The organism is Flavobacterium sp. CAN_S2 (assembly GCF_015752255.1).
Lineage (GTDB): Bacteria > Bacteroidota > Bacteroidia > Flavobacteriales > Flavobacteriaceae > Flavobacterium.
On the sequence record NZ_JADOVA010000001.1, the window covers coordinates 1,597,606 to 1,612,776 of the forward strand.

14 protein-coding genes are annotated in these 15,171 nt (G+C 35.2%); 2 read left to right on the forward strand and 12 right to left on the reverse strand.

What is annotated here, in order from left to right; translation table 11 throughout:
- Positions 1-110: 110 nt before the first annotated feature.
- Positions 111-800: a hypothetical protein gene (locus IWX80_RS07200; RefSeq protein WP_196852798.1), complete on the reverse strand. Its 690-nt coding sequence runs from the start codon at positions 798-800 to the stop codon at positions 111-113.
- 15 nt (positions 801-815) lie between these two features.
- A complete protein-coding gene (locus IWX80_RS07205; RefSeq protein ID WP_196852799.1) occupies positions 816-2,582 on the reverse strand; it encodes a DUF885 domain-containing protein in 1,767 nt (588 codons plus the stop codon).
- A 181-nt stretch (positions 2,583-2,763) separates the two neighbouring features.
- On the opposite strand from IWX80_RS07205, the gene IWX80_RS07210 reads away from it, so the two are divergent.
- The gene (locus IWX80_RS07210; protein WP_196852800.1) at positions 2,764-4,911 is read left to right on the forward strand and encodes a M3 family metallopeptidase; all 2,148 of its coding nucleotides are present in this window, start codon (positions 2,764-2,766) and stop codon (positions 4,909-4,911) included.
- 81 nt (positions 4,912-4,992) lie between these two features.
- On the opposite strand, the gene IWX80_RS07215 is transcribed toward IWX80_RS07210, so the two are convergent.
- From IWX80_RS07215 to IWX80_RS07240, 6 genes are all read right to left on the reverse strand, one after another.
- Entirely contained in the window at positions 4,993-5,355 is a 363-nt protein-coding gene (locus tag IWX80_RS07215; RefSeq protein WP_073352809.1) for a nuclear transport factor 2 family protein, read from the reverse strand.
- Positions 5,356-5,439: 84 nt separating this feature from the next.
- Positions 5,440-6,348, reverse strand: a complete 909-nt coding sequence (locus tag IWX80_RS07220; RefSeq protein ID WP_196852801.1) for a pseudouridine synthase — start codon at positions 6,346-6,348, stop codon at positions 5,440-5,442.
- Between the two features lie 271 nt (positions 6,349-6,619).
- The gene (locus IWX80_RS07225; RefSeq protein ID WP_196852802.1) at positions 6,620-7,573 is read right to left on the reverse strand and encodes a geranylgeranylglycerol-phosphate geranylgeranyltransferase; all 954 of its coding nucleotides are present in this window, start codon (positions 7,571-7,573) and stop codon (positions 6,620-6,622) included.
- A 91-nt stretch (positions 7,574-7,664) separates the two neighbouring features.
- Complete coding sequence (locus IWX80_RS07230) at positions 7,665-8,603, reverse strand: mevalonate kinase family protein (RefSeq protein WP_121363815.1); 939 nt, start codon at positions 8,601-8,603, stop codon at positions 7,665-7,667.
- Between the two features lie 56 nt (positions 8,604-8,659).
- Positions 8,660-8,854 (reverse strand): hypothetical protein, encoded by a 195-nt coding sequence (locus IWX80_RS07235; protein WP_196852803.1) that lies wholly within the window; start codon positions 8,852-8,854, stop codon positions 8,660-8,662.
- 44 nt (positions 8,855-8,898) lie between these two features.
- Positions 8,899-10,014: a diphosphomevalonate/mevalonate 3,5-bisphosphate decarboxylase family protein gene (locus IWX80_RS07240; RefSeq protein WP_196852804.1), complete on the reverse strand. Its 1,116-nt coding sequence runs from the start codon at positions 10,012-10,014 to the stop codon at positions 8,899-8,901.
- Positions 10,015-10,127: 113 nt separating this feature from the next.
- On the opposite strand from IWX80_RS07240, the gene IWX80_RS07245 reads away from it, so the two are divergent.
- A complete protein-coding gene (locus tag IWX80_RS07245; RefSeq protein WP_091172978.1) occupies positions 10,128-10,604 on the forward strand; it encodes a TspO/MBR family protein in 477 nt (158 codons plus the stop codon).
- Between the two features lie 64 nt (positions 10,605-10,668).
- Here the strand turns inward: IWX80_RS07245 and IWX80_RS07250 are convergent, their stop codons facing one another.
- The 4 genes from IWX80_RS07250 to IWX80_RS07265 form a co-directional block, all read right to left on the reverse strand.
- Entirely contained in the window at positions 10,669-11,400 is a 732-nt protein-coding gene (locus tag IWX80_RS07250) for a hypothetical protein (protein ID WP_196852805.1), read from the reverse strand.
- A 125-nt stretch (positions 11,401-11,525) separates the two neighbouring features.
- Positions 11,526-12,734, reverse strand: a complete 1,209-nt coding sequence (locus tag IWX80_RS07255) for an NAD(P)/FAD-dependent oxidoreductase (protein ID WP_196852806.1) — start codon at positions 12,732-12,734, stop codon at positions 11,526-11,528.
- Positions 12,731-13,408: a glycerophosphodiester phosphodiesterase gene (locus IWX80_RS07260; RefSeq protein WP_196852807.1), complete on the reverse strand. Its 678-nt coding sequence runs from the start codon at positions 13,406-13,408 to the stop codon at positions 12,731-12,733. The genes IWX80_RS07255 and IWX80_RS07260 overlap by 4 nt, the downstream gene beginning before the upstream one ends.
- Positions 13,409-13,489: 81 nt before the next feature.
- Complete coding sequence (locus IWX80_RS07265) at positions 13,490-15,148, reverse strand: alpha-amylase family glycosyl hydrolase (RefSeq protein ID WP_196852808.1); 1,659 nt, start codon at positions 15,146-15,148, stop codon at positions 13,490-13,492.
- Positions 15,149-15,171: the final 23 nt, after the last annotated feature.

A 15,171-nucleotide genomic window follows, 5' to 3' on the forward strand; every position in this document is an offset into this window, starting at 1 on the left:
GAGTTTGTGTGAGTGTTTGAAACCTTGGTTAATTTAGTGAATTGTAAGGTGGTACTCCTATTATCCGCACAAAAAAAAGCTTCTCAATTGAGAAGCTTTTTTTGTTTATTCTATAAATTCGACAAGAATTTTGCAATTTCAATAACACTCTTTTCATCTTTTAAAGAAAAGTTGTTCTTTTTTAAGTAAACTGCAATCTCTTCTTTTTTCTCAGGAAAGAGATCTTGAAGTTCTTTCTTGTTTTTTGGCATCATTACAGCCGTTTCGTTTTTTAAACTCAAATAATACTCGTCATTTGCTTTTACATATCGAGCGGAAGTAGCTGGTGAATAGGAATTAATAGCTTCTTTTCCTTTTTGCAAATTAATTTTATCTCTTCTGTACAAGGCAACTTCATTATTATTGTGTAATAGTACGAGATAACCATTTACATCTCCATCTTTAGTTTTATAATTTGTAAGTTTAATTTTATCCGTAAATGGAATAATAGTTATGGTATTAAAAGGTTCTTTTTTCATTAGTGAGAAAACTTCCTTTTTTTCATTTTGTACCTCTATCATGTCCGTCATCGCATTATAACGTACCATAATCTGTTGAGGAATGCCAGCTACCTCAGCTAATCTAAATTCATCAACTAAGTATTCTGATCCTTCTATTTTTGTCATGTCTTTTTTATTCAAAACATCGTTTCTGAATAAAGCACCAGAGGAGGTAGGATCCATCGTATCAAGAAGGCGTTGCGCATTACCTGTGAATGCCATAAAAGATAGTAATAATGTGTTTAGCAATAATTTTTTCATAGTATTTAAATTTTGTTAATTAGATTCATTTATCCAAGCATTAATTTTCTTTTCCAATAATGCCAATGGCATTACTCCGGATTCCAATACCTTTTCATGGAATTTTTTAATATCAAATTTAGCGCCCATTTTAGTTTCTGCTTTTTTGCGTAGCTCCATAATCTTCAACTGACCAATTTTATACGATAAAGCTTGTCCTGGAATTGCCATATAACGCTCGATTTCAGGAATAATACTCGCTTCACTTTCGGCTTCGTTTGCTAACGAATATTTGATAGCTTGCTCTCTGGTCCAACCTTTGGAATGTAAGCCGGTGTCAACAACTAATCGAACCGCACGGTGCATTTCATTGCCCAACATTCCAAAATACTGATACGGATCTTGATACAATCCCAGTTCTTTTCCTAAACTTTCAGTGTACAAAGCCCAACCTTCGCCGTAAGCGCCAAACCAATTGAATTTTCTGAAATCAGGAAGACTCTCGTTTTCTTGTTGTAAAGAGATTTGAAAGTGATGCCCCGGAATCGCTTCATGCAAAAACAAATCTTCATCGCCATACATATTATAATTTGCTACATCTGGAATGGGAACATAGAAAATACCGGGACGCGTGCCGTCAGCAGTTCCTTGATTGTACTCAGCACTGGCTGTTTTCTCTCTAAAAGCTTCTGTTCGTCTAATTTCAAATTTCGTTTTGGGTTGCAGTGCAAATAATTTATCTACATTCGGTTTGATGCGCGTATAAATACTTTGAAAATTAGCAATAACTTCCTCCGGTTTGGTGAAAGGTTTTAACTCCTTTTTATTTCGAACTTCCTCAAAGAATTCTAATAATGTGCCTTTGAAACCGACTTGGTTTTTTACCTTTTCCATTTCGGCATTCAAACGCGCTACTTCTTTTAATCCCAATTCATGAATTTGCTCGGGAGTCATTTCGGTAGTGGTCCATTGTTTTACATACGCAGCATATAACTCTTTTCCAAAAGGCAAACTTCCTATTCCGCTGGTTGCTCTGGAAGCAGGAAGGTATTCTTTACTCAGGAAATCAGCCATTTTCTTGTACTGTGGAATCAGTTTGGTATTGATTGTCGCTGTGTATTTTGCTATTAAATCTTCTTTTATGCTATCAGGGAAAGAAGCAGGCATTAGTTTTATTGAAGAGTAAAATAGATTGTCTTCAATATTTGGCGTAGCCATTTCTGCAAATTGAGGAATCAGTTTTACGGTTAACGATTTTGGTAACACAACACCTTTTGCAATTCCTTTTTTCATGTAAACCATCGCTGAATCAATCCAGACAGCATACTTGTCCATTCTTTTTAGGAAATTGGTATAGTCTTTTTCAGTTTTAAACGGTTGTGCTCCGGTTCCTCCCGCAAATTGCCCCATAGTAAGATGCGTTCCCCAAAATTGATGAACAGGAAGTAAATTTGTAGGTTGTTTTAATAAATCTTTACCAATCTCAACTTCCCATTTGATGATTTCGTAACTGTTTTTTTCTTCTTCTGATAAATCTTCGACAGTTATATTTTGCAGTGCAGATTGGTATTTGTCAAAGAAAGCTGCTTGCGATTTTCTGAAACTGTCCGTCATTTCAAACTGCAGCTGATCGTTGTATTGATTTTGCCCACTTTGAGTGGCGTCCAATGGGCTCATCGCATTTTTGTCGTCAAAATAATTTTTCGTCAGACTGCTGAAGTCTTGTTTCTTATCTTCGGATTTACAGTTAACCAGCAATAAAGAAGTGGTTACAGAAAGTAAAAGAGTGGTTATTTTTCTCATAATGTATATTTGGTAATAGATTGAGCTAATTTATTGATTTTTTTTGAATTTCAAATGTAAGAATAGTTTTTCGTTTGAGAAAAGTCCTTCTCTATTTCATAAAATTTAGTTAAGGCGCAGTTGTAGTTCTTGTTTTAAATAGATTTCGGCTAAATTTACTATTCTAATTAATCACATCTAAATGAGAAAAAAATCCTTTTTCATTTTGTTAGTCATTGGGAATATGCTAACAATTGAAGCACAAGAAAAAAAAGAAAACACAACTATGAATCCATTTTTTCAAGCTTACGACACGCCGTTTAATGTGCCGCCTTTCGACAAAATTAAGAATGAACATTTTAAACCCGCTATTTTAGAGGGAATCAGCAAACATCAAGCGGAGATTAATGCTATTGCAAATAATACGCAGCCGTCTACTTTCGAGAATACGATTCTTGCCATGGAAAATGCAGGGGAATTATTGTCGAATGTGAACACGGTTTTTTCTAATTTGAATTCAGCGAATACGAATAAAGAGATTCAAAACATTGCCAAAGAAATGGCGCCAAATCTTTCCGCTCACAGAGATAATATTTACTTGAACGAGAAATTATTCACAAAAGTAAAAACGCTTTGGGACAAAAAAGAGACATTAGGCTTAAATTTAGAACAAGCTAAAATTTTAGATAACGCCTATAAAGATTTTGTTAGAAGTGGAGCCAATTTATCAAATGCTGACAAAGAAATATTGCGTAAAATAAACGGTGACCTATCGCTGATCAGTTTAAAATACGGGCAAAATATTTTGGCAGAGACTAACTCATACGAGTTGGTTATTGATAATAAAAAAGATTTAGCCGGATTACCCAAGGGATTAATTGATGCTGCCGCTGTTGATGCTAAAGCAAAAGGCAAAGAAGGAAAATGGGTTTTCACCCTTTCCAATTCCAGCGTAATGCCGTTTTTGCAATACAGTTCTAATAGAGAATTGCGCAAGCAAATTTGGAATGCCTACCAAACTAGAGGCAACCATGATGATGCTTTTGATAATAAGAAGAATGCAGTTGATTTAGCAAATCTTCGTGGACAAAAAGCGAGATTGTTAGGTTTTAAATCGCATTCCAATTATGTATTAGAAGAATCTATGGCTAAAACACCGGAGAATGTAAACAAGCTGTTGAATGATTTGTGGAAACCAGCTTTGGAAATAGCTAAAACAGAAGCCTCCGATATTCAGAAAATGATGGCTAAAGAAGGAATTAAAGGCGCGGTACAACCGTATGACTGGAGATATTACACAGAAAAAATCAGAAAAGAACGTTTTGATCTTGACGAAGAAGAATTGAAACCATATTTCAGTTTAGATAATGTTCGAAAAGGTGTTTTTCAAGTAACTGAAAAATTATACGGAATTCAATTTAAAGAGTTGACTAATGTTCCAAAATACCACGAAGATGTAACCGTTTGGGAGGTTTTAGAAAAAGATGGTACGCATTTGGGTGTTCTATACATGGATTTTCACCCGCGTGAATCGAAACGTGGCGGTGCTTGGATGACTTCGTACAGAAGTCAGAAAACGGTGGATGGAAAACGTGTTGCTCCGGTAGTTTCTATCGTATGTAATTTTACAAAACCATCAGCAAATGCTCCGGCACTTTTGACTTTTGACGAAGTGACAACTTTCTTCCATGAATTTGGACATTCTCTACACGGGTTATTGTCGAATGTGACGTATAAAAGTTTAGCAGGAACAAGTGTTCCGAGAGATTTCGTAGAACTTCCTTCTCAAATTATGGAGAATTGGGCGGCTGAACCAGAAGTTTTAAAAATGTACGCGAAACATTATAAAACTGGCGAAGTGATTCCAGAAACGTTAGTGAATAAATTGAAGAAAGCAGGTACTTTTGACCAAGGATTTACCACAACAGAATATCTTGCAGCTTCTTTATTGGATTTAGAATACCATTCTCAAACCAAAGACATTACAGTTGATGCAAACGCTTTCGAAAAAGCAGCAATGACTAAAATTGGTTTAATTTCATCGATCATTCCGAGATACCGCAGCACATATTTCAGCCATATATTCTCAGGAGGATATTCTTCAGGATATTACAGTTACATCTGGTCAGGTGTTTTAGATACAGATGCTTTTGAAGCGTTCAAAACGACTACTTTGTTCAATCCTGAAAAAGCCAAACTATTCCGTGAGAATGTTTTGGAAAAAGGAGGAACCGAAGATCCTATGGTTTTGTACAAACGTTTCCGTGGTGCCGAGCCAAGTATCGAACCGCTGTTGAGAAAACGTGGTCTGGACAAAAAGGTAGAACCGCTTAAAAAAGTGAAGGGATAATTGTAATTTTCTTCTAAAATAAAAACCCTACGACATATATAAATTGTTGTAGGGTTTTTTGTTTCTAATCAAAATCGGTTTTTATCCGTGATACACTCTAGAAGCAATTATTTTGTCTTCTCTGATGTCTAATACTTCTGCTACCAGCAAATCTTCCTCGCCAGTAACCGTTCTTATGTATTCCATAAAAACACGGTCACCATTGGCAGTAAGCGATTTTACTTTGTAATTTAAGCTTGGTAAACGCTCAAAAGCATCTTTCCACCATTCTCGCAAGGCTTCTTTACCGGTAACAAAACCGTTACTTTCCGGTTTGTACATTTTTAGTTTTGGACTAAAATGTACCGCATCTTCATCATATAAAGACAATAATTTTTCTAATTCTTTATTGTTGAAAGTTTCAAACCATTTAAAAGCAATTGATTGTAGTTTTTCTGGTGTCATACTTATTTAGGATTGAATTTTTAATTAAAAAAATCCCATTCCGTATAAACGGAAGGGATTTCATTGTGTAATTTCAAAGAAATATTAAACGTTCTTCAAATTGATAATTTCTTGTTCAGTAAGCAACCTCCAGTTTCCTCTTGGCAAATTCTTTTTTGTCAAACCAGCAAAAGAAACTCTGTCAATACGCAATACATCATAACTAAAGTGTTCAAAAATAGAACGAACTACTTTTACGTTTGCTGAACGCAATTGCAATCCAATTTCACTTTTAGCTTCGCCTTCAATATAACTTACATCTTCCACAAAAACGCGGTGTCCGTCAAGCGTCAGCCCTTTGTTTATTTTTTCTAAATCCTCAAATTTCAAGTTTTTATCAAGTGAAACTTGGTAAATTTTAGATGATTTTTGACTTGGTAACGTGAATTTACGAATCATATCCGTGTCATTCGTAAACAATAACAAACCAGTTGTATTCTTATCCATTCTTCCCACTGCACCAATTTTTGCAGTCGTAGAACCTTTAACCAGTTCCAATACATTGCGATATTCCTGACCTTCGTCCATCGCAGTTGTAAAGTTTTTAGGTTTGTTCAGCAAGATGTATACTTTTTTCTCCGGTGTCAAAGTCGCACCGTCAAAATTTACAACATCACCCGGTTTTACCATGTATCCCATTTCGGTAACAGGAATTCCGTTGACTTTCACCGTCCCGGATTGAATATAAATATCCGCATCACGACGCGAACACGCACCAGAATTAGCGATGTATTTATTCAAACGAATTTCGTCTTTTACTTTCGGTCTCTTTGGTGCTTGATTTGGTTTTTTCTCTACTTTATCAGTAGCGATATCGGCAACTTTAGTATTTACTTTAACTTTTTTCGGCCCTTGAGCGCGCTTCTGCATGGCAGGTTTTGGCTTATTCGAACTTGGTCTTGAGCTAGCTGCTCTAGGACCACTTTTCTTATTATTGCCTTCCTTGTTATTCATAATATTCCAATAATTTGTGCAAAGATACTATTTATATACTTGACAATCAATAACCACCAATTATAAAAACGCTAACTGTCTAGTTAATAAGCCAATTAATATATTTTAGTGTGGTTTTTTGGAGCTATTTCCCGCTATCGTTTCAATCTTTTATTTTTTAAAGAAAAAAATAAAAGGATTCCCTCTACTATCGGGGCTATGCTAATCGGGGAATCTTTTAACTTTTCGGGAATGGTTTTTTATCCTTTTTATAATTTTGAAAAAGGCAAAATTAAACCATCAACAATCTTTTTCCGTGCCATAAAACACTTGGGTTAATCAAGACAATGCAAAATACTCCGGCAACAATAAGAAATTTCAATACATTGTGTAGCAGTAAAAACTGTGGTTTCGCATTAGATTTCCATAAGTATAACAAGAAAAATATCAAAACGATGAGGCAACAGTAAAAATAAATATCCATGTAACCCACATCATAAACATCAATCAAAGCGTAAACGGGTAAAACAGTCAGAATGGTTAATACCGTGATGGTTTTCTTTGATACTTCCTCACCATAAACAATAGGAATCGTTTTATAATCATTGACTAAATCCCCTTTTAGGTTTTCTAAATCCTTTATCATTTCCCGAATCAGCAAAAGCAAAAACAAAAATGAGGCATGAGAAAAAATGACGCCTAATTGCCTTCTGTAATTTTCAATCTCTTCAAATGGAATTCGAGTGTAAAAATACAACAGTATGGCAAAAAAAGGCAAAACTGCCAGTAATGCAGCGGTCAGGTTTCCTATTATTGGGTATTTTTTTATTTTGTGGGAATAAAACCAGATGAAAAATATATATCCTGAAAAGAATAAAAATACGCGCCAGGAAACAAACAAAGCCATCAAAGCGACAATAAAATTGAGCGTAAAATATACATTCAATTTTGTCTTTTGACTTACCAATCGATCCAGCATGGACTTGTTTGGCCGATTGATTAAATCCTTTTGACTGTCATAAAAATTATTGATGATATATCCGGAAGCAATCGTAAGGGAAGAAGCAAAAACCAGAATGAATAAATTGAAATCGAGCAAAATATCTAACGCTCTTTTTTCAGGAGCCAGAATAAATATTGCCGAGAGATATTGCGCCAAAATAATGACGGGAATGTTATAGCCTCTAACCACAGAGAACAAACTTGCAATTTTCATTATAAGAAGTTTGTGCTGCCTGCTTAACATTTAGATGTATTTAAGAATGTGCTCCCAATATAAGGATGCTATTTTAGGTTTTCTGCTCCCTCTCCTTTGGAGAGGGTTGGAGAGAGGATGTTTAAAACTGATAAACTACTTCTAGTTTATAATCTTTTAGCGATGCTTTGGCTTTTTCTAAATCTTCAGTAAATCCTAAGATGTAACCGCCACCACCGGAACCGCAAAGTTTCAAATAGTAATCATTGCTGTCAATGCCTTGTTGCCAAATTCCGTGAAATTGTTCCGGAATCATTGGTTTGAAGTTATTCAAAACTACTTTTGATAATTTTTTGGTATTCATGAACAATGATTTCATGTCTCCACCAAGGAAATTTTCCACACAAGCATCCGTATATTTTACAAATTGATTTTTCAACATCGCACGGAAACCTTTGTCTTTTAGGCTTTCCATGAAAATATTTACCATCGGAGCCGTTTCTCCCACAATTCCTGAATCTAATAAAAACACAGCGCCTTTTCCATCAAAACTTTGTGTAGGAATTCCGGTTGCTTCAATATTATCTTTCGAATTAATCAAAATCGGGATACTCAAATAGCTGTTTAATGGATCTAAACCAGAACTTTTTCCATGGAAAAAACTCTCCATTTGAGAAAATATATTTTTTAACTGCAATAATTTTTCACGAGTCAAATTCTCCAGAACCGTGATTTTATTGTGTGCGTATTTATCATAAATAGCGGCTACAAGTGCGCCACTGCTACCTACACCATAACCTTGAGGAATGCTGGAATCAAAATACATTCCGGTTTCCACATCGCTTTTCAATGTGTCTAAATCAAAAGTTACTAAATTCGGTTGTTCGTTTTGTAACGTTTCTAAATAGGTTACAAATCGTTTCAAGTGACCGTTTGATTTAATCGCTTCGTCAGATGGATTTTCTTCTTTTTTAAGTGCTCCGTTGTAAAAATTATAAGGAATTGAAAGCCCTTTTGAGTCACGAATAATTCCGTATTCTCCAAAGAGTAATATTTTTGAGTAAAACAAAGGTCCTTTCATATGATATTTTAAATTAACAATTTGGGGTTGATAATTAGGTATTTGTATAGTAATTTTTATAAATCAACTTGGTCTCCGCGATTTGCTTCTAAGATTCCTAAATCAATTTCTTCTTGTTGTTCGGGAGATAAATCTTTCCAAACGTCTTTTTTTTGTGATTTGAAAATGTTTTTTACAGCCTCGATTATAGCGTTGTCGTTCGTTTCTAACAATAGCTTAATCAATTCTAATTTTTCTGATTGAATATCCATAATTTCAGCTCTTTAAAAAATAAAGATAGGGAAAAATAAATAAATTAAATCAACACAGCGCCATTTCCAATTTCGTCACAAATGTACTGACCATTTTGACAATAGCCAACTAATTCGTTCTTAATAAATTGTAAAACTTTTTCGGCAACATTTTGGGGATATAAAACATGTACATTTGCACCGGCATCCAGCGTGAAACAAACCGGAATTTTAGTCTCATTTCTGAATTTCCAAATCGCATTTATAATCTCCAAAGTGTTCGGTTTCATTAATATAAAATACGGCATTGAGGTCATCATCATGGCATGCAAAGTCAAGGCTTCGCTCTCTACAATTTTGATGAATTCGTCCAAATTCCCACTTTCGAAAATTGAAATCAGTTGGTCTAAATTTTCATGCGCTTGTGCAAATCGCCTTTCGGCAAAAGGATGGTTGTGCATTAAATCATGTCCAATGGTACTTGAAACTTGTTTCTCCCCTTTGTCAACCAGTAAAATGGTATCTTGAAAATTCTTGAAATTGGCATGAATTGCATTTGGAAATTCCACTCCAAATAAATCTGAACTTCCAGTAATATTGGCATGATTTCCCCAAACCACCACTTGTCCTTTTACACTTCTACAAGCACTTCCAGAACCCAAACGCGCTAATAAAGATGCTTTTTGATAGAAATATTCCTCAGTCATTTCAGGGTTTAACGCTTTTTCTAAACTCATCAAGTTCATCGCCAAAGCGGCCATTCCAGATGCCGATGAAGCAATTCCGGAACTGTGTGGAAAGGTATTTTCCGTGTCAATTGTAAAATGATAGTCTTTTAAAAACGGCAAATAGATTTCTATTCGCTCCAAGAATTTCTGGATTTTCGGTTTGAAATCTTCTTTTGGTTGTCCTTCAAAAAGTAAATCAAATGAGAAATTATTACCCGTTACATTGAGCGATCCCGAAACTTCGGGAGAAATGTCTTTTTTGGCGAAAGCCAATTTGGTAATCGTTTTGCAATTATTCAACGTAAAACTCACAGAAGGATTAGCAGGAATCTGATTGTCCTTTTTTCCCCAATATTTTACAAGGGCAATGTTGCTGGGAGCGCTCCATTGAAAATTTCCCTTTTCAACTGAATGCGTATATTTTGATGGAATAAAATCTTTTGCTGAAATCATGAATGTATAAATTTACGCAAAGATACTTTTTTTGATTTACAAGCAGATTTGTTTATTTGTCGAATTATACTAAACTTTTTGATTAAATTTGGCTCATATTAGAAAATATAAAAATGAATAAAATCACCAGAATATTAGCTGTTGTTGTTACGTGTCTTGCGATTGGATATTTCTCTGGAACAGTTACTCGTTCTGCTATTACTACTTGGTATCCAACCTTAATAAAACCAAGTTTTAATCCGCCCAATTGGATTTTTGCGCCAGTCTGGAGTATGTTGTACGTAATGATGGGTGTTGCTGCAGGTTTAGTTTGGGATCGAATTGAAGTTGAGAAAGAAGCCGTGAAAAAAGCGTTGATTTTCTTTGCAATACAATTGGCACTAAATGCTTTGTGGTCGTATTTATTCTTTGGATTACACAACCCGATGTTAGCCGGATTAGAAATTATTGTATTGTGGTTGATGATTTTTGAAACGTACATTCAGTTTTCCAAAATCAATAAAATTGCGGGCTATTTATTTATTCCGTATTTGGCTTGGGTCAGTTTTGCCGCGGTTTTGAATGGAAGTATTTGGTGGTTGAATAGATAGTTGTTAGTTTTGAGTCGAAGTAATCAGTTTATTTAGGGATTAAAAGCTAGTTTCTTTTAAAGTCTCATAACTTCTTAAATTCAATATTCTTTGACGATAAAAAATCCATCATTGATAAAACATTACTATTTTCCAGTAGTGTTTTTGATTTTGGGTCAGCATCACAAAATTCTAAGAACAGCTCTATTTGGTCTGGTTTTAATTTTAAAGTTTCAATATAAAACTTTTGATCACAGCTGCTTTTTGCCAATTGTTTGAATTCAATTTGAGGAGTTCCTTTAACGACTTCTTTTTCTTTGATGAACAACTTTAAAATCATTCCGCCAATCCGCATTAAATCCATTCCGTTTTCAATACTACCATTGTAAACGCCCGTTTTTAAGCTTCTTGCAGACTTTTCTACAGCTAATTGGTCAAGTTTTCCCTGTTCGTAGGCTTTGTCAGTGCCTAGTTTTATTGATGGTGTTTTTGTAATTATTACTTCTTTTAATTCTTCCGGTTTAAGTATTAATGAAATAAGAAGGTTATTTTTATCAATGGTTTTTTGATCTAGTACAATTTTTTTGATGTCATGGTCTTTTGAAATAAAAATGAGTTCGTCACCCGCTTTTGCCATAATAGAAAATTCTCCAGCAGCGTTTGTAACTGCGACTTTTTTAGAACTAAAATTAGCAACCTCAACTTTTTCGATAGGAAATTGTTCGTGTAAAACTTTTCCGTTGATTAATTTTTCGGTTTGCGAGAAACCAAACTGATATACAAATAATAATATAATAGAAGAGTAGATTTTTATCATTCGTAGTGATTTGATTACAAACATATTCAAATCGTTTCATGAAAATGAAAACAGAATGGTAAAGTCTTGTTAAGCTAAATCTAAAGTTGTCTTAATTAAAGTATTGAACTGTAATGACTTTGGTTTTATATAGCGCTTGCCACAATAAATCCACTGGTCCACGCATTCTGAAAATTGAATCCGCCTGTAATGGCATCAATATTTACGATTTCTCCAGCAAAATAGAGGTTTTCGTGTAATTTGCTTTCCATGGTTTTGAAGTTGATTTCTTTTAAATCGATTCCGCCTGCTGTCACAAATTCTTCCTTAAAAGTACTTTTTCCGTTGACTTGAAAAGTTCCGTTCGTCAGTTGATTGGTAAGATTTTGCAATTGTGTTTTAGATAAATCGGCCCATTTGGTTTCTGATACAATTCCAGAGGCAATTACTAAACTTTCCCATAATCTATTCGTTAATTCAAATGGGGATTTCTTAGAAACTGATTTTTTTGCGTGTTCTTGTTTTAATTCTTTTAGTTTTTTCTCGACATCGGCAATATCTTCATCATTCAACCAATTCACGTAAATCGTAAACTGATAATTTTTGTCATGTAAGATTCGTGCGCCCCAAGCGGAGAGTTTCAAAATGGCTGGGCCGCTCATTCCCCAATGGGTAATTAACAACGGTCCTGTCGAGGTAAGTTTGGTATCTTTTACTTTTACGGTTACTTGAGCCGCAACTCCAGGCAATTCTTTTATTCTGGAATCTTTGATGTTGAAAGTGAATAGGGAAGGGACCGGACTGACAACTGCGTGACCAAAATTCTGTAACATTTCCCAGACTTTCGGATTGCTTCCTGTGGCCAGAATCAATTTTTCAGCAAGATAATTTTCCGTTTGGGTTTCGATTTTCCATTCATTTTCTTTCTTGAAAATAGATTGTACGCTTTGTCCTGTCAGTACTGCAATTCCCAGTTTTTGTGTGGCTTTTAGGAAACAATCAATAATCGTTTGAGACGAATTCGAAACGGGGAACATGCGTCCGTCCGCTTCAATTTTGAGTTCTACGCCATGTTTCTCGAACCATTCAATCGTATCGCCAGAACAAAACTGATGAAAAGGACCGCATAATTCTTTTTCGCCACGTGGATAAAATTTTACTAATTCATTCGGTTCAAAACAAGCATGCGTCACGTTGCACCTTCCGCCACCGGAAATTCGAACTTTTTGCAATACTTCTGCACCACGTTCCAAAATTGCAACTTTTAGTTTTGGATTTTTCTCTACGATATTAATCGCTGTAAAAAAACCTGCCGCGCCACCGCCTACTATTATTATATCGAAATTCTGGTTCATATTCTATTTGGGAAATCAGTGATGATTCCGTTTACGTTGAATGTTTTTATTTTTTGAATGTCTTCTAATTCATTGATAGTCCAAGGAAAAACCTGCAATCCTTTTTCCTGCATTTGTGCCGTGTTTTCCTTTGTCAATAAATGAAAATGTGGATGAATGGATTTTGCCTGAATGAATTTGGCGAAAGCCAAAGCCAGGTCTAAATCGGTTTCCGTTAAAACGCCAATTGGAATTTTGTCATTTAAAAATGCCACTTGTTGCAATGCATTCCAATCAAAACTGGAAACTAAAAATCGGTCGTATTTCCAGTCTTTTTTAGAAACATACTTTTCAATAAGTGAAACCACTTTATCTGTTGCCTCATAACTTTTGAGTTCAATATTGATAAAACAGTCTTGGTTTACCAAATCAAAAACCTCCTTCAGAGTTGGGATTTGCTGCTCTCCATTTATTCTAAAGGCTTTCAATTCGCGCAAAGATAATGCATTTACAAAACCTTTTCCGTTGGTCGTTCGGTCAATAGATTCGTCGTGAATAACGATTATTTCGCTATCAGCACTCAAATGCACGTCAAGTTCAATGCCGTCCACTTGCATGTCTAATGCTTTTTGGAACGAAACAAAGGTGTTCTCTGGTTCATATCCTTTTGCACCACGATGTCCAATTTTGAGCATTGTCTTTTATTTTTTGGTAAAGGTAAACATAAAAAAAACGCCTTAATTTCTAAAGGCGTTTGGATTAAATTATTTTAAAAATTATTTTTTCAATTCCAATAAAACAATGTCAAATTCAGTATCGACTGTCACTTTTCCATTTACAACACGTACTTCTTTACCAGAATAGGCATCTTTTAATAAGGTGCCGTTTGCGAAAATAGAACCTACTGAAAGTTCTTTAGCACCAATTGCCAAATCCAATCCAGTAACTACTGCATCCGAATAATCTCCTTTAGAAAAAGTTCTCGAAAAAGTATACGGTTTAGCCGAAATTTGCTTGTGAATTCCTGCTCCAATCGAAGGATGATTTCTTCTAAATTGACCTAATTTTTGCCAATGCAACATCGTTTTTTGTGTTTCAGGATTTGATTTGATAGCTTCCCAATTCATAAACGAACGCAAGGTAGCATCGCCTTTTGTTCCTTCGATAACTAACGAACGAGCGCTTTCGTCACCATAATATACTTGAGAAAGTCCTGGACTCAGTAGCAATTTTGTTCCGCTTTCTATAGTTTTGGTACGATTTGCATCAAATGGTCCGCCGTCATCGTGTGAAGATAAATAGTTCAAAACACTATATCCTTTCAAGTCATTGTTCAGCTTATTTGAATATTTGGAGAATATAAATTCATAATCTTTTTGCGCGTCCCATTTGAACTCGAAATTAATCATGTTGTTGAAACCATTTTTGAAATAGTTTATTTTTTTGTCTCCAAAATCAAAATCTTGTCCGCCACTGATGCCATAATTGTATACTTCGGCAATCGTGTAAAAAGGATTATTGTCTAAAACTTTTGTTGGATTGTTTTTCTTCCAAGTTGCAAAAGCATAATCACATTGTGTTTTAAAATCTGCCCAAACAGTTTCGTCAGTATGTTTCACGGTGTCGCCACGGTATCCGTCAATTCCATAATCATCAATATAATCCGTCAACCATTTGATGATATAATATTTTGGCGCTCTTGGATATCCCGTGCGAGCAAAAAACGCATCTAGCTCTTTCATTTCTTGTTCGTAACGTCCTTCTTTTTTCCATTTTTCGATTAAAAAAGGAGGTAAAGCCACAGCTTGATTGCTCTCTGTTTTTATATCCGGAAGATTAGCTACGAGTGTGCACGCCGTTGTGTTTTCGAACGATTTATAATCGCAAGTTGGTCCTGTTCGCACCCAGTCATTTGGCCAAACCGTATCTTCATCAGTTACAGGTCCTGTATGATTGATTACGCCATCGAGAATGATTCGGATTCCGTGTGCATGTGCTTTTTGAACTAAAGCAGCCAAATCGTCTTTTGTTCCAAAGTTAGGATCTAAGTTCGTCCAGTCTCTCGCCCAATAGCCATGAAAACCATAACTCAAACCAGTTCCCTCGTCAACGCCATCATGAATTTGTTCTACTATTGGTGTAAACCAAATTGCATTGATTCCTAATTTATCAAAATAACCTTCATCAATTTTTTGAGAAATCCCTTTGATATCGCCACCTTCAAAACCGCGAAGTTTCCCTGTTTTTTTGGTTCTGTTGAAATTCAGGTCATTTGAAGCGTCTCCATTATTGAAACGGTCCGTCATCAGGAAATAAACATTGGCTCCTTCCCAAACGAAAGGTGTTTTGTTACTCTCAGCAAAAGTTTTTGTACTGGAGCAACTACTTAAAATTGTCATGGTTAATAGTAAAAGTGGGATTGAATATTTTTTCATTTTTTCAGTGTTAAATGATTGTT

Coding starts and splice junctions, on each gene's coding strand:
- IWX80_RS07200 (WP_196852798.1), bottom strand. CDS start 800: ATGAAAAAATTATTGCTAAACACATTATTACTATCTTTTATGGCATTC.
- IWX80_RS07205 (WP_196852799.1), bottom strand. CDS start 2,582: ATGAGAAAAATAACCACTCTTTTACTTTCTGTAACCACTTCTTTATTG.
- IWX80_RS07210 (WP_196852800.1), top strand. CDS start 2,764: ATGAGAAAAAAATCCTTTTTCATTTTGTTAGTCATTGGGAATATGCTA.
- IWX80_RS07215 (WP_073352809.1), bottom strand. CDS start 5,355: ATGACACCAGAAAAACTACAATCAATTGCTTTTAAATGGTTTGAAACT.
- IWX80_RS07220 (WP_196852801.1), bottom strand. CDS start 6,348: ATGAATAACAAGGAAGGCAATAATAAGAAAAGTGGTCCTAGAGCAGCT.
- IWX80_RS07225 (WP_196852802.1), bottom strand. CDS start 7,573: ATGTTAAGCAGGCAGCACAAACTTCTTATAATGAAAATTGCAAGTTTG.
- IWX80_RS07230 (WP_121363815.1), bottom strand. CDS start 8,603: ATGAAAGGACCTTTGTTTTACTCAAAAATATTACTCTTTGGAGAATAC.
- IWX80_RS07235 (WP_196852803.1), bottom strand. CDS start 8,854: ATGGATATTCAATCAGAAAAATTAGAATTGATTAAGCTATTGTTAGAA.
- IWX80_RS07240 (WP_196852804.1), bottom strand. CDS start 10,014: ATGATTTCAGCAAAAGATTTTATTCCATCAAAATATACGCATTCAGTT.
- IWX80_RS07245 (WP_091172978.1), top strand. CDS start 10,128: ATGAATAAAATCACCAGAATATTAGCTGTTGTTGTTACGTGTCTTGCG.
- IWX80_RS07250 (WP_196852805.1), bottom strand. CDS start 11,400: ATGATAAAAATCTACTCTTCTATTATATTATTATTTGTATATCAGTTT.
- IWX80_RS07255 (WP_196852806.1), bottom strand. CDS start 12,734: ATGAACCAGAATTTCGATATAATAATAGTAGGCGGTGGCGCGGCAGGT.
- IWX80_RS07260 (WP_196852807.1), bottom strand. CDS start 13,408: ATGCTCAAAATTGGACATCGTGGTGCAAAAGGATATGAACCAGAGAAC.
- IWX80_RS07265 (WP_196852808.1), bottom strand. CDS start 15,148: ATGAAAAAATATTCAATCCCACTTTTACTATTAACCATGACAATTTTA.